Raw genomic sequence first — 20,686 nt, forward strand, 5'->3', positions numbered from 1 at the left:
GTCAGTGGAGGCGCATTATAGGGAGTTATTTCAGGCTGACAAGGGGAAATTTAAAATAATCTTCCGAGTGCGTATTTTTTCATCAAAACCACTTAAACTGACAGTTTTTCGAGCGTTTTAAAGCCATAGCGCTGTAGCACAGGCAATAATTGTTCAGCTTCTGTCGTCATTGCCATACAAAATGCGACGTTCTCATCGGTTGATTTCGCATCTGGTGCTTCATGCTCTAACAACCAGGCCGTGCGGCGCGCTATCGCGGCACCAGAATCCACCAGTCTCGTCCCCTCGGGCAGGACCTGTAAAAGCTCTTCCTGTAATAGAGGGAAATGAGTGCAGCCGAGCACTACAGTGTCAGGTGGTTCAGACATCCGCAGCCACGGACGCAGAATACGCCGCAGCTCTTCCAGAGAAACTGTTTCACCGTGTAGCTTCGCTTCCGCAAGTTCCACCAGCTCAGCAGAACCCAACATTGCAATTTGGCATTCGTTAGCGAATCGCGCAATCAGCTCATGGGTATACGAGCGCTTCACCGTTGCACGTGTAGCCAGTAGCCCCACAACACCGTTCGCCGTGAGTCGCGCTGCCGGTTTAATCGCAGGCACCACGCCCACAACCGGGAAAGCAAATTTCTCACGTAACGCAGGGAGCGACACCGTGCTTGCTGTATTACACGCGATGACCGCAAGAGAGAGGGGATAGCGCTGCTGGACCGCAGTCACAATCTCAACAACACGCTCGACGATAAACTCCTCGCTCTTCTCTCCATAAGGAAAGGCGACGTTGTCGAAAGCGTAGATATAGTGGAGATCCGGCAGAAGACGCCGGATCTCGTCATAGACCGACAACCCACCGACGCCGGAATCAAACACCAGCACGGTGGGACGGGGATCAGAAGGTGTAGCTGCCAGACAAGGTGTATTCCCGTCCTGCAGTTGCGTAGCCATAAACTGTCTCGTAATCTTTATCGAACAGGTTGGCGATTTTACCACGAACTGTCAGCTGTGAGGTGATTGGATATGAGGCAGAGATATCTAACAGGCTATACGACGGCATACGACGCTGTGTGCTGGAAAACTGATTCGAGTTATTATTGTAACTCTTGCCATAATATTGATAGGACAAATCCATATCAAAGCCGAGCATCGTCCAATCCAGTTGGTATTTGTATTGCTGACGGGAACGATGAGCCAAGACTTCATTATCAGAATCCCGACGCGGGTCAAGATAACCCATGCTAATACGATGCGTCACTGGCCCAGTATCAAAGTCTCCTGTTAACTCTACACCTTTAATCGTTGCTGACTGGGTATTGTAGTACACCCCTGTCATACCGTTATCTGGGGAGTAATAATCAATCAGATTTTTAATTTTGTTCTGGTATGCCGCAAGCCGCCAGTTAACCGGTCCTGTCAACCCTTGTAATCCGACTTCAAATTGACCTGATTTCTCGGCTTCCAAATTAGGGTTAGGGGTAATATACAAACGGCTTTGGCCATACATTTGTCCCAGTGTAGGCGCCTGGAATCCTGTGCCATAGGAAATTGTTACTTGGTAATCAGGTACAAATTCCCAGCCTACTGCTGTTTGCCAGGTGCCATTCCAACCAAATTGTTCGTTATCATCTCCACGTAGCGCGCCTTCAAGAGTTACCGTATCCACCTTTTGTTGCGCAGTCAGATAATAACCGGTGTTATCACGCTTATAATCATTAGAGTTATACGTATCAACTGATGTCAGTTTTTGTTGTTGCCAGTCAATACCCGCACTAACCGTTCCTTTCCCTACTATGAAGCTGTTGCCCCACTGGACGTTTTTCTGCGTCATATCATCAAGTGTGGTCCCTGCTTGATACAAGCCTTGCGTACTGGAATAGTTATAGTCTTTATATTTCTGATAACTACCAGTAAGTTGTGTGGAGTAAAAATCATTATTCCATGCAAGTCCTGTTTCATAGGTGTGGTTGTAAACCTGGTGCTCATCACCCCCATCTTTATAGCCTGCATCATAGTCCGTATTGTTGCTATAACCATAACCACGAACAAAAGCGGATAATTCGTCAGTAAATTTGTGGGTCACTCCAGCCCAAAATGTCTTATTACGGAAGCCATCACGGTCACTATCTCCCGAATATGAAGAATCGGGTTGAACGTTGTAGCCTTTTGTATCAGTGAAAGAGCCAGCAATCGTCGCCAGTGTATCTTCGCCAAGCTCCTGACGCAGACTCGCATCGTATTGCTGGTAATGATTAGAACCCACCCCAACCTGAACTTTACCGCCGGGTTGCGTATTCTGGGTAATGATATTGATAACACCGCCAATTGCATCCGCACCATAGACTGCCGAGCGCGGGCCACGAATCATTTCAATACGTTGAATCAAAGAGAGGGGGATTTGACTAAAATCGGCAATACCTGTAATTCCCGACTTTGCCAAAGGAATACCATCAATTAAAACTAAAGTATGGCGCGCTTCTGCACCACGGATATAGATATTACTGGATTGTCCCATCCCCCCATTTTGCGCAACATCCACACCAGGCAGACGACGCATCACATCAGTCAGATCTTTTGATTGCCAACGATCGATATCTTCGCGTGTCACAATTTCAGTAGGTGCCAGCACGGTATTAACAGGCTGCTGAAAACGGTTGGCAGTAACGACGAGAGTATCTGGGCTAGTATCCTGTGCCCAACCAGAAAATGCCGTGACGGAAAGTGCCGTGCACAGCAACGATTTTTTAATCATTGTAAAGCATCCACAATATAAGAAGGATGCCGCAGGTCCCACCGATAGTACGCGATGATGAAAGCCAGATGCGACGTTAGCCGGCAGGTCTTCGGGCTTGGAGGCAACTTAAAGAGACGATAACTTCCCACGGCATGCCGCAGTGTCTGCACCAGGTGCGCTCATCCCCTACCTTCCTTACCGCTGCGCGTCAGCTCCAGATTCACACTGGATTCCCTTTTAACTCACAGGACCGGAAAACGGATGCTACAGTTTGTTACAACCCACTGTCCAGACTGCGTATCACAATATCGGAAATCATCAATGACTGGACATCTGATGAGCAATCCCTACAATCCCCGCGTACTTTTATTTTTCAGGACGCATCATGACCCCCGAACACCTTCCGACAGAACAGTACGACGCACAGTTAGCTGAAAAAGTGGTGCGTCTGCAGAGCTTAATGACGCCATTTTATGCACAGGCTCCGGAAGTGTTTCGCTCACCGGTCAGCCACTACCGTATGCGCGCGGAATTCCGTTTGTGGCATGAAGGTGATGATCTGTACCACATCATGTTCGACAGCCAGACCAAAAACCGTATCCGTGTCGACAGCTTCCCGGCAGCCAGTGAGCTTATCAACACGCTGATGACGGCAATGATCGAAGGCGTTCGCAACAACCACGTCCTGCGTCACAAACTGTTTCAGATTGATTACCTCACAACCCTGAGCGATCAGGCGGTGGTATCGATGCTGTACCATAAAAAGCTGGATGATGAATGGCGTCAGGAAGCTGAAGCGCTGCGGGATGCGCTGCGGGCGAAAAACCTGAACGTACATCTGATTGGCCGGGCAACCAAAACCAAAATCGAGCTGGATCAGGACTACATTGACGAACGCTTGCCGGTTGCGGGTAAAGAGATTATCTATCGCCAGGTTGAGAACAGCTTCACCCAGCCGAACGCCGCCATGAATATTCAGATGTTGGAGTGGGCGATTGATGTCACCAGATGCTCAAAAGGCGACCTGCTGGAGCTGTATTGCGGCAATGGCAATTTCTCGTTAGCCCTGGCACAAAACTTCAACCGCGTACTGGCGACGGAAATCGCCAAGCCGTCCGTGGCTGCTGCACAGTACAACATTGCGGCTAACCATATTGATAACGTACAAATTATCCGCATGGCGGCCGAAGAATTTACTCAGGCGATGAACGGCGTTCGCGAGTTCAACCGTTTGCAGGGAATCGATCTGAAGAGTTACCAGTGTGAAACTATCTTCGTTGACCCACCGCGCAGCGGTCTGGACAGCGAAACGGAGAAAATGGTGCAGGCGTATCCGCGCATTCTGTACATCTCCTGCAATCCGGAGACGCTGTGTAAGAATCTGGAAACGTTAAGCCAGACGCACAATGTTTCACGTCTGGCGCTATTCGATCAGTTCCCGTATACGCACCATATGGAGTGCGGCGTACTGTTAACCAAGAAGTAAGACAGAACGTAGGCTGGATAAGCGCTACCTGTTCAGATTGCCGGATAGCGGCGTTGCCTTATCCGGCCTACCGCTACAACTGTTACTCCGCAATTTCCTGTTTACGGTTACGGACTTTAAAGCCGATCCAGAACACCAGAATTACAGACAGTACCGCCGGGAAGAAGTTAGAGCCAATATCCGGATATTCAGCGCGTACCACGGTGCTGTACAACAGAACGCCGAGGATAAAGCAGGCGGCAGCCAGGCCCGGCAATCCCACAGGCATGGTGCGGTTCTGATAGCGTTGATGCAGACAATACACCGTCAGCACCAGCGAAATGATCGGGAATACGGAGAATGGCACAATGGAGCTAAACAGCGCCGCAAATGTACCATTGATCGATAAGCCAGCAACCAGCGCCAGCAGCAGCGTACCTTTATCTTGACCTGACTGTTTCATTGCTTGTCCTTCTCGTTACTCGGAGTGGTGCGTCATCTTCTCTTGTTCACGGCGGTACCAATAAAATGCGCCTTTCGCGATCATGCGTAGTTGCAATACCAGCCGCTCTTCCAGCTGTCGGCGCTGTTCAGCGCCAACATCCAGTGCTTCTGCCCCGGCGCTGAACACAATGGTTACCATGGCTTCGGCTTGCGCTTCAGTAAACGCACGAGGCATATGGTTTTCGAGTTCCAGATAGTCCGCAAGTTCCGCAATGAAGTGCTGAATTTCACGAGCGACCGCTGCACGAAACGCTGCGGATGTCCCCGAACGCTCGCGCAATAATAAACGGAAGGCGTTGGGATTGTTGCCGATGAACTCCATAAATGTTGAGACCGAGGTGCGGATCACACTCCCGCCCTTCGCGATACGCTGGCGCGCCTGGCGCATCAACTGACGCAGCATCAGACCGCTTTCGTCCACCATCGTCAGGCCGAGTTCATCCACATCGCGGAAATGGCGATAAAACGAGGTTGGCGCAATGCCCGCTTCACGAGCAACTTCGCGTAAACTGAGACTGGCAAAACTGCGCTCAGCGCTCAGTTGACTAAATGCGGCTTCTACCAGCGAACGCCGGGTTTTTTCTTTTTGTTGCGCTCTAACGCCCATCACGATGTCTGAATCCTTCCACATACCTTGCTGGCACTATACCAGAGATTAGGCGGTTGGCATGGCTTTGTGAATGATTGTTTACGCGCAGTTTGTGCTTCGAGTTCGCAAAAAAGCACAACGATAATTGGGTTATCTCAACAACGATGTTACTATTCTGTTGCTTTTATGTATAAGAACAGGTAAGCCTGACCATGTCACATTCTTACGATTACGATGCAATAGTAATAGGTTCCGGTCCCGGCGGCGAAGGCGCGGCAATGGGTCTGGTTAAGCAAGGAGCGCGCGTCGCGGTAATTGAGCGCTATCATAACGTCGGCGGAGGTTGTACCCACTGGGGCACCATCCCGTCGAAAGCTCTCCGCCACGCCGTCAGCCGCATTATTGAATTCAATCAGAACCCACTGTACAGCGACCACTCCCGACTCCTTCGTTCTTCTTTCGCCGATATTCTCAACCACGCTGATAACGTTATTAATCAGCAAACACGTATGCGGCAAGGATTTTACGAACGCAACCACTGCGAAATTTTGCAGGGAAATGCCCGTTTTGTTGATGAACACACGATTGCCCTGGAATGTCACGACGGTACGGTGGAAACGCTGACTGCGGATAAGTTTGTTATTGCCTGCGGTTCGCGTCCTTATCGCCCTGTTGATGTCGACTTTTCGCATCCCCGGGTTTACGACAGTGACTCTATCCTGAGCCTGCACCACGAACCCCGTCATGTGCTGATTTATGGCGCGGGGGTCATTGGCTGTGAATATGCGTCGATCTTCCGTGGAATGGACGTCAAAGTTGATTTAATCAACACCCGCGATCGTCTACTGGCATTCCTCGATCAGGAGATGTCCGACTCGCTCTCTTACCACTTCTGGAACAGCGGTGTGGTCATTCGCCACAACGAAGAGTACGAGAAGATTGAAGGCTGCGATGACGGCGTCATCATGCACCTGAAATCCGGTAAGAAACTGAAGGCTGACTGCCTGTTGTACGCCAATGGCCGTACCGGTAATACCGATTCGCTGGCGCTGGAAAATATTGGTCTGAAAACCGACAGCCGCGGACAGTTGAAGGTCAACAGCATGTACCAGACGGCGCTGCCGCACGTGTATGCCGTAGGGGATGTGATCGGTTATCCGAGCCTGGCATCAGCGGCCTACGACCAGGGACGCATTGCCGCCCAGGCACTGGTAAAAGGCGAAGCAACCGCGCATCTGATCGAAGATATCCCAACCGGGATTTATACCATTCCGGAAATCAGCTCCGTTGGTAAAACAGAACAGCAGCTCACGGCAATGAAAGTTCCATACGAGGTTGGCCGCGCCCAGTTTAAGCATCTGGCACGTGCACAAATCGTGGGTATGAGTGTCGGAACGCTGAAGATCCTGTTCCATCGCGAAACCAAAGAGATTTTGGGGATCCACTGCTTTGGGGAGCGCGCGGCCGAAATTATTCACATCGGACAAGCGATAATGGAGCAAAAAGGTGGTGGTAACACTATCGAGTACTTCGTTAACACCACCTTTAACTACCCAACCATGGCAGAAGCCTATCGGGTAGCGGCGCTAAATGGCTTAAACCGCCTGTTTTAACGCACTGTCGAAATGGCCATCCATTGACCCACGGATGGCCTCTGCAAGCTGTTCATAACGGCTGCGCAGCGGCGAGCCTGGACGATACACCAGACCAATCGTGCGACGCGGTTCAGGCTTGATGCAGGGCAGATAGACAACGCCATCACGCTTACGCTCCGGCGGCACGGCCAGCGCAGGCAGTAAGGTAATACCGCTGCCTGCCGCCACCATGTTGCGCAGCGTTTCCAGGCTGGTTGCCCGGAAATGAGTATCCTCATCAGCGCCCGCTTCAAAGCAGAAGCCCATCGCCTGATCGCGCAGACAGTGGCCATCCTCCAGCATTAGCAATTTCTCACCCGCCAGATCGGACATCGGCACACAGTCGCGGTTTGCCCATGGGTGATCTTCATAGATCGCCAGCAGCATAGGCTCATCAAATAATGGTACTTCGATGAACGCCTCACTCTCTTTCACCAGCGCCAGGATGACGCAGTCGAGCTTACCGCTATCCAGTTGCGCCAACAGCTGATGCGTCTGCGCCTCATGAAGATACATTTCCAGTTTTGGAAAGGTCTGGTGCAACATAGGGATAATATGCGGCAGCAGGTATGGCCCCACCGTTGGGATCAAACCAATATGCAGCGGGCCAGACATTGTCTCACCCTGTTGGCTTGCCATCTCCTTGAGCACTTTGACCTCGCGCAGCACGGTGCGCGCCTGATCCACCAGCAGTAGACCTGCCTGGGTGAACAGCACCTTGCGACTCGTACGCTCCAGCAACATGACGCCAAGCTCATCTTCCAGCTTGCGGATCTGCCCGCTCAGCGTGGGTTGGCTAACGTGACAGGAGTCTGCCGCTCGTCGGAAGTGACGATGTTCGGCTAGTGCCACCAGGTATTCAAGATCACGAATATTCATTATTCATCCTCCATCGCCACGATAGTTCGTAGCGATAGGTAGCATAGCAACGAACGATTATCCCTATCAAGCTTTCTGTTTAATAATGCACCACAGAAACGGAACGGTACCCCTTTAACCCTTGAAGCTACTGTCCGTTTGAGAGTTTCTCTCATACTCGAAATAACTAAAGCCAACGTGAACTTTTGCGGACCTTGAGTCCGCATTTTTTTTGCATAAAAAAGCCCGGCGTCGCAAAGCTCGGCCGGGTTATGGTTTGGTAGGCCTGATAAGCGTAGCGCCATCAGGCAGAACGGCGCACAGTGCCGGATGGCGGCTTCGCCTTATCCGACCTACAGGCGTGCCTTCGCGAAGTCGATCGCCTGCGCAACCTGCTGCGGCGACACGCCACCTTTCGCTGCACGTTTATCCAGACACGATTGCAACGAGAGGATCGGGTAAACGTCATCGCCAATCACCTGGCTGAACTTTTGTAAGTCGGCAAGCGACAGCGCTTCCAGCGGTTTGCCCTGGCGAATCGCCTCGACCACCGTTTCCCCCACGATATGGTGCGCTTCGCGGAACGGGACGCCTTTCGCCACCAGATAATCCGCCAGCTCAGTGGCGTTAGCATAACCCTGCTGCGCCGCTTCCTGACAACGCGGACGTTTCACCTGGATGCCATCCAGCACCAGCGCGGCCATATGCAGACAGTCCAGCCAGGTGTCGAGCGCGTCGAATAGCCCTTCTTTGTCTTCCTGCATATCTTTGTTGTATGCCAGTGGGAGGCCTTTTAAAGTCATCATCATGCCGGTCAGCGCACCCTGCACGCGACCGCATTTGCCACGGATCAGCTCCAGCGCATCCGGGTTTTTCTTCTGCGGCATCAGAGATGAACCGGAAGTCACACGGTCGGAGAGTTCAACAAAGCCCGCTTCACCGGTGTTAAAGAAAATCAGATCTTCAGCAAAACGCGACAGGTGTACCATGCCGATAGAGGCGTCGGAGAGTAACTCCAGCACGTGGTCACGGTCAGAAACGCTGTCCAGGCTGTTGCGCGTTGCCGAGGCAAAGCCCAACCAACCCGCCAACTGCTCGCGATCGATTTCATACGCCGTACCCGCCAGCGCGCCGCAGCCTAACGGACTGACGTCCAGGCGTTTGAGCGCATCCTGCAAACGGCTCTCGTCACGCGCCAACATTTCAACATAGGCCAGACACCAGTGAGCAAACGTCACCGGCTGCGCACGTTGCAGGTGGGTGTAACCCGGCATGACGGCGTCCTGGTTATTCTCCGCCGTCACCACCAGCGCAGTTTGCAACTGACGATTGGCCGACAGTAATTCGATAACCGTGTCTTTGCACCACAGCTTGAGATCGGTCGCGACCTGGTCATTACGGCTACGCCCGGTATGCAGTTTTTTACCAAGCTGGCCGACTTTATCAATCAGCTTACCTTCCACCCAACTGTGAATATCTTCGGCATCGCTTTGCAAAATCTGCTGAGGATTCGCACGAACCTCTTCCAGCAGGTTATTCAGCGCCTCTTCCAACTGCAGCTGTTCATCTGCGGTCAGTACACCGACTGTTACCAACGCTTTGGACCAGGCCACAGAGCCAACAATATCCTGTTCTGCCAGGCGGTAGTCAAAACGCAACGAGTCGTTGAACTGTTTGAACCGCTGATCTGCTGCCTGTGTAAAACGCCCACCCCAAAGTGCCATAACAAATTTCCTTAATATGATATTTTTGCCCGGTGGCGCTGCGCTTACCGAGCCTACAAAACCCACGTAGGCCGGATAAGGCGAAGCCGCCATCCGGCACATTAATAGTTAAGCCAGAATACGCGTACCAATTGGCGTGCCGTTAAACAGCGCCGGAAGTTGCTCTGCATGACGCCAGGAGGCGATATCCACCGGACGGCCCAGCGTACGCGCGGCATCCAGCGCCGCATTCACCTTCACGATCATGCCATCGGTAATAATGCCCTGTTCAATCAGCTGTTCCGCTTTCGCTGCGGTCATTTCGGCAATGCGCTGGCCTTTGCCATCCAGAATACCGCTCACATCAGAGAGCAGGATCAGATCCGCACCCAGCGTTGCCGCCAGCGCCGTTGCAGCCTGATCGGCATTCACGTTCATCAGCAGACCATCATCAGTGACACCAATAGAGCTCACTACCGGCAGAAAACCGCTTTCCAGCAGCGTGTTAATCAGTTTAGGCGAACCCGGCTGCGCCAGCCCAACATGACCCAGTTCTTTATCGAGCGGCGTCACTTTTACGCTGTCGCCATCGCCAAGATACAGACCAACAGACGCGATGTGATGCTTTTTCGCCCAGGCCAGCAAGGTTTTATTCGCCGTTCCCGCCAGGGCACCGGTAATAATGTCAATTTGATCGGCAGGCGTGACGCGCAGACCATTTTTCTTTTTCACCGGCAGATTCAGCTGCTTCATCAGCTCGTCGACCACGCAGCCGCCACCGTGCACAATGACCAGCGGACGCTGGTGCGACTCACGGTAATTCACCAGTGCGGTAAACAAGCGCTCCAGCGCCTCTTCGCTATCCAGTAAAACGCCGCCCAGCTTGATAATTAATGGATTCATTGTTGCACCCTTAAATAAGAGACTGCGTTTGGGCAAAGCCAAAACGAATATTTGCGCACTGCATCGCCTGTGCCGCCGCGCCTTTCAATAAGTTGTCTTCCGTCGCCACAACGATCAAATGCTCACCCTGCACAGCAAACCCTATATCACAGAATGGTAATCCAACCACATTCTTCAGCGCTGGAACCCCTTTGTCATACAGACGCACCAGCGGTTTATCGCCATACGCCTGTTGCAGCGTCAGAGCTACCTGAGCATGAGTTACACCCGCGTTAAGGCGGCAAGTGATAGTTTCCAGAATTCCGCGCGGGAAGTTGCCCAGATGTGGGGTGAAAATCACTTCAGCCCCCAGATGAGTGGCGATTTCCGGCTGATGACGATGGGTAAACACGCCATACGGTTGCAGGCTTACTTCGCAAAAACTATTAGAGATAGCCGCTTTACGGCCCGCGCCGCTCACGCCGCTGGTCGCATTAATTACCGGCCACTGGCTGAGATCCAACAGTCCGGCGTCAATCAGTGGTTTCAGCGAAAGCTGCGCCGCCGTCGGGTAACAACCCGGCACAGCAATCAGATTCGCTTCTTTCAGCTTGTCCGCGTTCCACTCCGCCAGCCCGTAAACTGCCTGCTCCAGCAGGTCGGGATGCTGATGGGTAAAACCATAATATTTCTCATAGAACGCGCCGTCATTTACGCGAAACGCGCCAGAGAGGTCAAACACCACGCAACCGGCCTGCAAAAACTGCGGCGCCAGGTCATGACTTACCTCATGAGCCGTTGCGAGGAACACAACATCCACCCCTGAGCTAAACTCGCTGATATCTGACATTGGCTGCAACGGTAAATCGACAATGCCTTTCAACTGCGGATGCAAATCGGAGATTAATTTTCCTGCATCATTGCTTTGCGCTGAGACGGTCAAAGCGGTTATGGTCATATCAGGATGGCGATTTACATAGGTCACAAGCTCTGCGCCGGCATAGCCACTGGCGCCCACAATCAGCGTATTCAACATCGGGGCTGCTCACCTTCTTAGATTCTGTTGCCAGGTATAAGCCTTTATCACCTCACCTTACACTTGGTGGGTTTTATTACGCTCAACGTTAATGTATTTTTATTCACAAATACTGCATGAATATTGATACTATCATGACCCGAGGTGTGTCAACAATGAAAAACAATTTACCGCCATTTATCGAGATTTACCGCGCTCTGATTGCCACGCCATCGATTAGCGCTACCGAAGAAGCGCTCGATCAAAGCAATGCAGGTTTAATCACTCTGTTGGCGGGCTGGTTTAAAGATTTAGGCTTCAATGTGGAGGTCCAACCGGTTCCCGATACACGAAATAAATTCAATATGCTGGCGAGCATTGGACAGGGCGCTGGTGGTCTGTTGTTGGCGGGTCATACCGATACCGTACCCTTTGACGATGGACGCTGGACGCGCGATCCGTTCACCCTGACCGAACATGACAATAAGCTCTATGGTTTGGGTACGGCGGACATGAAAGGCTTCTTCGCCTTTATCCTCGACGCGTTGCGTGATGTCGACGTCACAAAGCTGAAAAAGCCCCTCTACATTCTGGCCACTGCTGACGAAGAGACCAGCATGGCGGGAGCTCGCTACTTTTCTGAAACCACTGCTCTGCGCCCAGACTGCGCGATTATTGGCGAACCCACTTCACTGCAACCGGTTCGTGCACACAAAGGTCATATCTCTAATGCGATACGCATTCTGGGACAATCGGGTCATTCAAGCGATCCGGCACGTGGCGTTAATGCGATTGAACTGATGCATGATGCCATCGGCCATATCATGCATCTGCGCGATGACCTGAAAGCGCGCTATCACCATGATGCCTTTACCGTTCCGTATCCAACGTTAAATTTGGGCCACATCCACGGCGGCGACGCCGCCAACAGAATCTGCGCCTGCTGCGAACTGCATATGGATATTCGACCGCTACCGGGTATGACGCTAAACGATCTCAATGGGTTACTTAACGAAGCGCTGGCCCCTGTCAGCGAACGCTGGCCGGGTCGCCTGACCGTATCGGAACTGCATCCGCCGATTCCAGGCTATGAGTGTCCGCCTGACCATCAACTGGTGGAGGTGGTTGAGAAACTGCTGGGCGCACAGACTGAAGTGGTGAACTACTGCACCGAAGCGCCATTTATCCAGACGCTTTGCCCGACGCTGGTATTGGGTCCAGGTTCTATTAATCAGGCGCATCAGCCGGATGAATATCTGGAAACACGCTTTATTAAGCCAACTCGCGAATTAATCACCCAGGTTGTGCATCATTTTTGCTGGCATTAACTACTTGTCACCCCGCTAATCCTTAAGTGGTAAGCGGGGTGATTTTTTAACATTTCCATAAGCAACGCTTATTTGATTGGATGTGAATTAAATAACGTAAATTCACGGCATTTATTCGTTTGCTGAACCGATTTCGCAGCAATTGACGTCACGTGTTTTACGTGGCTTTATAAAAGACGGCTAAAAAGTTAAGTCCGCAAGATTTCGCGTGATAGTCAGGCGCGAAAGATACAGGACATATTCAAAATAGATGGGGTGTCTGGGTTAATATGAACGAACAATATTCCGCGTTGCGTAGTAATGTCAGTATGCTCGGCAAAGTGCTGGGAGAGACCATCAAGGATGCGCTGGGAGAGAACATTCTTGATCGCGTAGAAACAATTCGTAAGCTGTCCAAATCATCTCGCGCTGGCAATGAAGTTAATCGCCAGGAATTGCTCACCACACTGCAAAATCTGTCTAACGACGAGCTGCTGCCGGTTGCCCGCGCATTTAGCCAGTTCCTGAACCTGGCCAACACCGCCGAGCAATACCACAGCATTTCGCCAAAAGGCGAAGCAGCCAGCAACCCGGAAGTGATTGCTCGCACTCTGCGTAAACTGAAAGAGCAGCCCAACCTCAATGACGCCACCATCAAGAAAGCCGTAGAATCACTCTCTCTGGAGCTGGTACTCACCGCCCACCCGACCGAGATCACTCGTCGTACGCTGATCCATAAAATGGGTGAAGTGAACGCCTGCCTCAAGCAGCTTGATAACAAAGACCTCGTCGATTATGAACGCAACCAACTGATGCGCCGTCTGCGTCAGCTCATTGCTCAGTCCTGGCATACGGATGAGATCCGCAAGCTGCGCCCAAGCCCGGTTGATGAAGCCAAATGGGGTTTCGCGGTAGTTGAAAACAGCCTGTGGGAAGGTGTGCCGAACTACCTGCGCGAGCTGAATGAACAACTGGAAGAGCATCTGGGTTATAAGCTGCCGGTTGATTTTGTCCCGGTTCGATTTACTTCCTGGATGGGAGGTGACCGTGATGGTAACCCGAACGTAACGGCAGATATCACCCGTCACGTGCTGCTGCTTAGCCGCTGGAAAGCGACAGACCTGTTCCTGAAAGACATCCAGTTTCTGATTTCTGAGCTGTCGATGGTGGATGCCACGCCGGAGCTGATGGCGCTGGTAGGCGAAGAAGGTGCAGCTGAACCTTATCGCTATCTGATGAAAACCCTGCGTTCTCGTCTGATGGCAACCCAGGCCTGGCTTGAAGCCCGTCTGAAAGGCGAGAAATTGCCGAAACCTGCGGGACTTCTCACCCAAAACGAACAGCTCTGGGACCCGCTATACGCGTGCTACCAGTCTCTACAGGCCTGTGGCATGGGCATTATCGCCAATGGCGAATTGCTCGACACCCTTAGGCGCGTGAAGTGTTTCGGTGTACCGCTGGTGCGTATTGATATTCGTCAGGAAAGCACCCGTCATACTGAAGCCCTGGGCGAACTGACCCGTTATCTGGGCATTGGCGACTACGAAAACTGGTCGGAAGCGGATAAACAGGCTTTCCTGATCCGCGAACTGAATTCCAAGCGTCCGCTCCTGCCGCGTAACTGGGAACCGAGCAACGACACCCGCGAAGTGCTCGACACCTGTCGGGTCATTGCCGAAGCCCCATATGGCTCCATTGCCGCCTATGTTATCTCGATGGCGAAAACTCCGTCGGATGTGCTGGCCGTGCATCTGCTGCTGAAAGAAGCCGGAATTGGTTTTGCTATGCCGGTCGCTCCGCTATTTGAAACGCTGGACGACCTCAACAATGCCGATGACGTCATGTCGCAACTGTTGAATATCGACTGGTACCGCGGATTTATTCAGGGCAAACAGATGGTCATGATTGGCTACTCTGATTCCGCAAAAGACGCGGGCGTGATGGCGGCCTCCTGGGCGCAATACCAGGCTCAGGACGCGCTAATCAAAACCTGCGAAAAAGCCGGTATCGAACTGACGCTGTTCCACGGTCGCGGTGGTTCCATTGGTCGCGGCGGCGCGCCTGCCCATGCAGCGCTACTCTCTCAACCGCCGGGCAGCCTGAAAGGTGGTCTGCGCGTGACAGAACAAGGGGAGATGATCCGCTTTAAGTACGGCCTGCCGGAAGTGACCATCAGCAGCCTGTCGCTGTATACCGGAGCCATTCTGGAGGCCAACCTGTTGCCACCGCCAGAACCGAAAGATAGCTGGCGTCATATCATGGATGAACTTTCCGATATTTCCTGCGAGCTCTATCGTGGATATGTGCGTGAAAACAAAGACTTCGTCCCTTATTTCCGCTCAGCTACACCGGAGCAGGAACTGGGTAAACTCCCGCTCGGTTCACGTCCGGCAAAACGCCGTCCGACCGGCGGGGTAGAGTCTCTACGCGCAATTCCGTGGATCTTCGCCTGGACGCAGAACCGCCTGATGCTCCCGGCCTGGCTGGGTGCAGGTACCGCGCTGCAAAAAGTGGTTGAAGACGGCAAGCAAAGCGAACTTGAAGCCATGTGCCGCGACTGGCCATTCTTCTCCACACGCCTTGGCATGCTGGAAATGGTTTTCGCGAAAGCAGACCTGTGGCTGGCAGAGTATTACGATCAGCGCCTGGTCAAAAAAGATCTGTGGCCGTTGGGTGCAGAGCTACGCCAACGCCTGGCAGCAGATATCGATGTCGTACTGGCGATTGCCAACGACTCACATTTGATGGCCGACCTGCCGTGGATTGCCGAGTCCATTCAGTTAAGAAATATTTATACTGACCCGCTGAACGTATTACAGGCAGAGCTGTTACACCGCTCACGCCTGGCGGAAGAGCAAGGCAATGCACCGGACCCTCGCGTGGAACAAGCATTGATGGTCACAATCGCTGGTGTCGCCGCTGGTATGCGTAATACAGGCTAACATCCCTCCCCCGTCGCCTTCGTGCTATTATTCGGAGGCGACGGCAAAAACCGCTGTTACAACCACTTCATTTTCAATATATTCCCCCTCGAATATATTCACTAAATGAATATATAGATGGCAAAACACGATCCTAAGATCGTGATGCTTCAGTTCCTCTTAATGTTTAAGTGCTACTCTTGGCGCTACAATTAAAGACAGGCTTACATTATGCAATCCTTACACCCCCAGTCTAAACCTAAATTTAGCTGGAAAGCCCTGGGTTGGGCGCTCCTCTATTTTTGTTTTTTTTCCAGTTTACTCCAGGTCGTTATTCTCTTATCCGGCTATAGCGGAACTAATGGTTTACGCGACTCCTTACTGTTCAGTTCGCTGTGGTTGATTCCGGTATTCTTATTTCCAAACCGTATCCGCGTTATTGCTGCCGTCATTGGCGTAATGCTATGGGCGGCCTCGCTGGCTGCTCTAAGCTATTACGTCATTTACGGACAAGAGTTCTCGCAAAGCGTTCTGTACGTAATGTTTGAAACCAATGCGAACGAAGCCAGCGAATATCTGAGCCAATATTTCAGTCTGAAGATTGTCTTAATTGCGCTTGCCTATACAGCTGTGGCAATTCTGCTATGGACACGTCTGCGTCCTGTGCATATTCCATCACCCTGGCGCTATCTGGTGTCGTTTGCACTGTTATACGGTTTGATTCTGCATCCGATGACGGTGAACACGTTTATCAAACATAAACCATTTGAAAAAACGTTGAATGGTCTCGCCTCACGCATGGAACCAGCTGCGCCATGGCAATTCATCTCCGGTTATTATCAGTATCGTCAGCAGTTGACCGCGCTGAACAGCCTGCTGAATGAGAACAATGCCCTACCGCCGTTGGCCAACTTTAAAGACAGCTCAGGTGATGCACCGCGTACACTGGTACTGGTGATTGGCGAATCAACGCAACGTGGCCGCATGAGCCTGTACGGTTACCCACGCGAAACAACGCCGGAACTGGATGCGCTGCATAAATCCGATCCTAACTTCACCGTGTTCAATAATGTCGTGACCTCCCGTCCGTACACCATTGAAATCCTGCAGCAGGCGCTGACCTTCGCTAACGAGAAGAACCCGGATCTGTATCTGACTCAGCCGTCCCTGATGAACATGATGAAACAGGCAGGTTATAAAACCTTCTGGATCACCAATCAGCAGACGATGACTGCCCGCAACACCATGCTGACAGTGTTCTCTAAGCAGACGGATAAACAGTTCTATATGAACCAGCAGCGTACACAAAGTGCACGCGAATATGACAGCAACGTGCTGGCACCGTTTAAAGAAGTACTGGCTGACCCTGCACCGAAAAAGTTCATCATCGTGCACCTGCTGGGAACGCATATTAAGTACAAATTCCGCTATCCGGATGGTCAGGGTAAGTTCGACAATAATATCGACAATGTGCCCGCTGGCCTGAGTGACGATGAGCTGGAAGCTTACAACGATTACGACAGCGCGAATGTTTACAATGACCATATCATTGCCAGTCTGATCAAAGACTATAAAGCGACCGATCCGAACGGCTTCCTGCTGTACTTCTCCGATCATGGAGAAGAGGTATACGATACGCCGCCGCATAAAACGCAGGGTCGTAATGAAGACAACCCAACGCGTCATATGTATACGGTGCCGTTCCTGCTGTGGACCTCGGAAAAATGGCAGGCTGCACACCCGCGTGACTTCTCACAGGATGTGAATCGTAAATACAGCAGCTCAGAGCTTATCCACACCTGGTCTGATTTAGCGGGCTTCACCTATGATGGTTTCGATCCAACTCGTGCCATTACCAGCCCGCAGTTCAAAGAGACGACCCGCTGGATTGGCAACCCGTATAAAAAGAATGCCCTGATTGATTACGATACCCTGCCTTACGGCGATCAAATCGGTAATCAGTAACAGTCTGCCGGATGCGCTACGCTTATCCGGCCTACAGCTCGCAAAGACTTGTAGGCCGGATAAGGCATTAGCCGCCATCCGGCAATAATCACTTGAGGGCGATTGTTTTCAACGTTACTGTTTCCCTGTCTGCTGCCTGCAAGGGATTAACATGTATCACGACATCAGCCACCTGCTCTCTCGCCTGATCAACGGCCCCACGCCGCTGCGCCAGATTTACTTTGCCAGCACCAGTAGCTCAACGCCGGAACTGGCGTATCAGGTCGATTTTCCCCGACTGGAGATTGTGCTGGAAGGTGAATTCACCGATAACGGTGTTGCTGGCGCATCCGCGACGTTACAGCCTTACGATGCCTTGTTCGTTCCGGCTGGTGGCTGGAACTTTCCACAGTGGCTCACACCGGTGACCACGCTCAGTATCTTATTTGGCAAACAGCAACTGGGTTTTAGCATCGTGCAGTGGGACGGTAAGCAATATCAAAACCTTACCCGTCAGCACGTCGCGCGGCGTGGACCGCGTATTGGCTCATTTCTGCTGCAAACGCTCAATGAAATGCAGATGCAGCCGCAGGAGCAGCAAACCGCCAGGCTAATCGTTGCGAGCTTGCTGAGCCACTGCCGCGATTTGCTCGGCAGCCAGATCCAAACCGCATCACGCAGTCAGGCGCTTTTCGAAGCCATTCGCAACTATATTGACGAACGCTACGCTTCACCGCTCACCCGAGAATCCGTCGCGCAGGCGTTCTACATCTCACCCAATTATCTTTCCCACCTTTTTCAAAAAACGGGCGCTATCGGTTTTAACGAATACCTGAACCACACGCGACTGGAACACGCAAAAACGCTGTTGAAGGGTTACGAATTGAAGATTAAAGAGGTGGCGCACATTTGTGGGTTTGTTGACAGCAACTACTTCTGCCGCCTGTTTCGCAAAAATACCGAACGTTCGCCATCAGAATACCGTCGGCAGTACCACAGCCAATTGACGGAGAAAGATATCCGCCAGCAATAAAGAAGACAAAAACAACATTCACTGGATTTTTGTAATATACAAATAGAAATCTATTCCCCACATTACCAGAATAAACTCACCTAAAACTGATATGTGAAGTATCTCTCATTTTTATTTATACATTACATTTATCCAGCTTTTGGCAAATTTGTCAGATAGCGGAGCTTAACCAAACACTCTTATCCTGTTTACAGCAAAGCATCCCGGCAACGGGCTGCTAATAGAAAACAAAGAGGGTGTTTTATATGGAACTTTACCTTGATACCGCCAACGTCGCGGAAGTTGAACGTCTGGCACGCATCTTCCCTATCGCGGGTGTCACCACCAACCCAAGCATTGTAGCGGCAAGCAAAGAATCCATCTGGGAAGTACTGCCACGCCTGCAAAACGCCATCGGCGAAGAGGGTATTTTGTTTGCCCAAACCATGAGCCGAGACGCACAGGGCATGGTGGAAGAGGCCAAACGCCTGAGCAACGCGGTGCCCGGTCTGGTAGTGAAAATCCCGGTGACATCCGAAGGTCTGGCCGCGATTAAGATGCTGAAAAAAGAGGGCATCACCACGCTAGGAACCGCGGTTTACAGTGCTTCTCAGGGGCTACTGGCTGCGCTGGCGGGAGCTAAATATATCGCACCTTACGTTAACCGTATCGACGCGCAGGGCGGCGACGGAATTCGCACTGTACAGGAACTGCAAACGTTACTGGAACTGCATGCGCCAAACAGCATGGTACTGGCAGCCAGCTTTAAAACCCCGCGTCAGGCGCTGGATTGCTTACTGGCAGGATGTGAAGCTATCACCCTGCCATTAGACGTAGCGCAACAAATGCTCAATACCCCTGCGGTAGAGTCAGCAATAGAGAAGTTTGAGCAGGACTGGAACAACGCATTTGGTCACATCAACCTGTGAGGGAAATAAAGTATGGATCGCATTATTCAATCACCTGGTAAGTACATCCAGGGTGCCGATGTTATTACCCGTCTTGGCAGCTACCTCAAACCACTGGCAGAACGCTGGCTGGTCGTTGGGGACAAGTTTGTCTTAGGCTTTGCCCAGGGCGCACTGGAAAAAAGCTTCCAGGATGCCGGACTGGCGCTGGAAATTGCACCGTTTGGCGGCGAATGTTCACAAAACGAAATCGACCGTCTGCGCGGCGTAGCGGAAAAAGCGCAGTGTGGCGCAGTACTTGGTATTGGCGGCGGTAAAACGCTGGATACCGCCAAAGCGCTGGCGCACTTTATGGGCGTGCCTGTCGCCATTGCCCCAACCATCGCCTCTACCGATGCGCCGTGCAGCGCGCTGTCCGTCATTTACACCGATGCCGGTGAATTCGATCGCTATCTGCTGCTGCCCAACAACCCGGACAGGGTCATTGTGGATACCAAAATTGTCGCGGGCGCACCGGCGCGTCTGTTAGCTGCGGGTATTGGCGATGCGCTGGCAACCTGGTTCGAAGCGCGTGCCTGTTCACGCAGCGGCGCAACCACCATGGCGGGCGGTCAGTGTACTCAGGCGGCGCTGGCGCTGGCAGAGCTGTGCTTTAATACGCTGATCGAAGAAGGCGAAAAAGCGATGCTGGCAGCCGAGCAGCACGTGGTGACACCAGCACTGGAACGTGTTATTGAAGCCAACACCTATCTGAGTGGCGTCGGTTTTGAAAGCGGTGGTCTGGCAGCGGCTCACGCCATTCATAACGGTCTGACCGCAATCCCGGATGCGCATCATTACTACCACGGCGAGAAAGTGGCTTTCGGTACGCTAACGCAGCTGGTGCTGGAAAACGCGCCGGTTGATGAAATTGAAACCGTTGCCGCGCTGTGCCATTCCGTTGGCCTGCCGATTACCCTGGCGCAACTGGACATCAAGCAGGATATTCAGGCGAAAATGCGCATTGTGGCTGAGGCAGCCTGTGCCGAAGGCGAAACCATCCACAACATGCCTGGCGGCGCGACGCCGGACCAGGTGTATGCCGCCCTGCTGGTGGCTGATCAGTACGGTCAACGTTACCTGCAAGAGTGGGAATAACCTGCAAACAGAAAATCCCCGCAATCGCGGGGATTTTTTTATTCATACCATGCCGGATCCGCGCAAGCGACATCCGGCAT

Annotated in this window: 16 protein-coding genes and 1 riboswitch; of the genes, 8 read left to right on the forward strand and 8 right to left on the reverse strand. The window is 52.1% G+C overall.

Going from position 1 to position 20,686, the window contains the following annotated elements:
• Nucleotides 1–92 precede the first annotated feature (92 nt).
• Both murI and btuB read right to left on the reverse strand, forming a co-directional pair.
• Nucleotides 93–944: a glutamate racemase gene (gene murI / locus OGX94_RS01060; RefSeq protein ID WP_003847829.1), complete on the reverse strand. Its 852-nt coding sequence runs from the start codon at nucleotides 942–944 to the stop codon at nucleotides 93–95.
• Nucleotides 889–2,745: a TonB-dependent vitamin B12 receptor BtuB gene (gene btuB, locus OGX94_RS01065; protein ID WP_003825100.1), complete on the reverse strand. Its 1,857-nt coding sequence runs from the start codon at nucleotides 2,743–2,745 to the stop codon at nucleotides 889–891. Before btuB ends, murI begins: the two co-directional genes overlap by 56 nt.
• A gap of 65 nt (nucleotides 2,746–2,810) precedes the next feature.
• Nucleotides 2,811–2,997, reverse strand: a riboswitch (cobalamin riboswitch).
• A gap of 115 nt (nucleotides 2,998–3,112) precedes the next feature.
• Between btuB and trmA the strand changes: the two genes are divergently transcribed.
• Nucleotides 3,113–4,213 carry a tRNA (uridine(54)-C5)-methyltransferase TrmA gene (gene trmA / locus OGX94_RS01070; protein WP_191221959.1) on the forward strand — a complete coding sequence of 367 codons (1,101 nt, stop codon included), beginning with the start codon at nucleotides 3,113–3,115 and terminating at the stop codon, nucleotides 4,211–4,213.
• A gap of 82 nt (nucleotides 4,214–4,295) precedes the next feature.
• On the opposite strand, the gene OGX94_RS01075 is transcribed toward trmA, so the two are convergent.
• Together OGX94_RS01075 and fabR are read right to left on the reverse strand one after the other, a co-directional pair.
• A complete protein-coding gene (locus OGX94_RS01075; protein ID WP_003825114.1) occupies nucleotides 4,296–4,655 on the reverse strand; it encodes a YijD family membrane protein in 360 nt (119 codons plus the stop codon).
• A 15-nt stretch (nucleotides 4,656–4,670) separates the two neighbouring features.
• Entirely contained in the window at nucleotides 4,671–5,306 is a 636-nt protein-coding gene (fabR, locus tag OGX94_RS01080) for an HTH-type transcriptional repressor FabR (protein WP_003028862.1), read from the reverse strand.
• A 191-nt stretch (nucleotides 5,307–5,497) separates the two neighbouring features.
• Here fabR and sthA point away from each other — a divergent pair, with 191 nt between their 5' ends.
• Complete coding sequence (gene sthA, locus OGX94_RS01085; protein WP_003028860.1) at nucleotides 5,498–6,898, forward strand: Si-specific NAD(P)(+) transhydrogenase; 1,401 nt, start codon at nucleotides 5,498–5,500, stop codon at nucleotides 6,896–6,898.
• Here sthA and oxyR read toward each other — a convergent pair.
• The 4 genes from oxyR to argC all read right to left on the reverse strand — a co-directional run bounded on the left by oxyR (nucleotide 6,881) and on the right by argC (nucleotide 11,398).
• Nucleotides 6,881–7,798, reverse strand: a complete 918-nt coding sequence (gene oxyR / locus OGX94_RS01090; RefSeq protein ID WP_003028858.1) for a DNA-binding transcriptional regulator OxyR — start codon at nucleotides 7,796–7,798, stop codon at nucleotides 6,881–6,883. The genes sthA and oxyR overlap by 18 nt on opposite strands.
• 332 nt (nucleotides 7,799–8,130) lie before the next feature.
• The gene (argH, locus tag OGX94_RS01095) at nucleotides 8,131–9,501 is read right to left on the reverse strand and encodes an argininosuccinate lyase (RefSeq protein ID WP_003825132.1); all 1,371 of its coding nucleotides are present in this window, start codon (nucleotides 9,499–9,501) and stop codon (nucleotides 8,131–8,133) included.
• Nucleotides 9,502–9,609: 108 nt separating this feature from the next.
• Nucleotides 9,610–10,383, reverse strand: a complete 774-nt coding sequence (argB, locus tag OGX94_RS01100) for an acetylglutamate kinase (protein ID WP_003028854.1) — start codon at nucleotides 10,381–10,383, stop codon at nucleotides 9,610–9,612.
• 10 nt (nucleotides 10,384–10,393) lie between these two features.
• Entirely contained in the window at nucleotides 10,394–11,398 is a 1,005-nt protein-coding gene (gene argC, locus OGX94_RS01105) for an N-acetyl-gamma-glutamyl-phosphate reductase (RefSeq protein WP_003825135.1), read from the reverse strand.
• Nucleotides 11,399–11,553: 155 nt separating this feature from the next.
• On the opposite strand from argC, the gene argE reads away from it, so the two are divergent.
• The 6 genes from argE to gldA all read left to right on the forward strand — a co-directional run bounded on the left by argE (nucleotide 11,554) and on the right by gldA (nucleotide 20,606).
• Entirely contained in the window at nucleotides 11,554–12,705 is a 1,152-nt protein-coding gene (argE, locus tag OGX94_RS01110) for an acetylornithine deacetylase (protein WP_003028848.1), read from the forward strand.
• A 269-nt stretch (nucleotides 12,706–12,974) separates the two neighbouring features.
• Complete coding sequence (gene ppc / locus OGX94_RS01115; protein ID WP_003825139.1) at nucleotides 12,975–15,626, forward strand: phosphoenolpyruvate carboxylase; 2,652 nt, start codon at nucleotides 12,975–12,977, stop codon at nucleotides 15,624–15,626.
• Nucleotides 15,627–15,836: 210 nt separating this feature from the next.
• Nucleotides 15,837–17,570: a phosphoethanolamine transferase CptA gene (locus tag OGX94_RS01120; RefSeq protein WP_126957417.1), complete on the forward strand. Its 1,734-nt coding sequence runs from the start codon at nucleotides 15,837–15,839 to the stop codon at nucleotides 17,568–17,570.
• 151 nt (nucleotides 17,571–17,721) lie between these two features.
• Complete coding sequence (locus OGX94_RS01125) at nucleotides 17,722–18,582, forward strand: helix-turn-helix transcriptional regulator (protein ID WP_063941749.1); 861 nt, start codon at nucleotides 17,722–17,724, stop codon at nucleotides 18,580–18,582.
• Nucleotides 18,583–18,827: 245 nt separating this feature from the next.
• Nucleotides 18,828–19,490, forward strand: a complete 663-nt coding sequence (gene fsa / locus OGX94_RS01130) for a fructose-6-phosphate aldolase (RefSeq protein WP_257662345.1) — start codon at nucleotides 18,828–18,830, stop codon at nucleotides 19,488–19,490.
• A 12-nt stretch (nucleotides 19,491–19,502) separates the two neighbouring features.
• Nucleotides 19,503–20,606, forward strand: a complete 1,104-nt coding sequence (gene gldA, locus OGX94_RS01135; protein ID WP_060683063.1) for a bifunctional L-1,2-propanediol dehydrogenase/glycerol dehydrogenase — start codon at nucleotides 19,503–19,505, stop codon at nucleotides 20,604–20,606.
• The last annotated feature ends 80 nt before the right edge of the window (nucleotides 20,607–20,686 follow it).

Origin of the sequence: Citrobacter sp. Cpo037 (assembly GCF_030332945.1) — a bacterium.
GTDB lineage: Bacteria > Pseudomonadota > Gammaproteobacteria > Enterobacterales > Enterobacteriaceae > Citrobacter > Citrobacter portucalensis.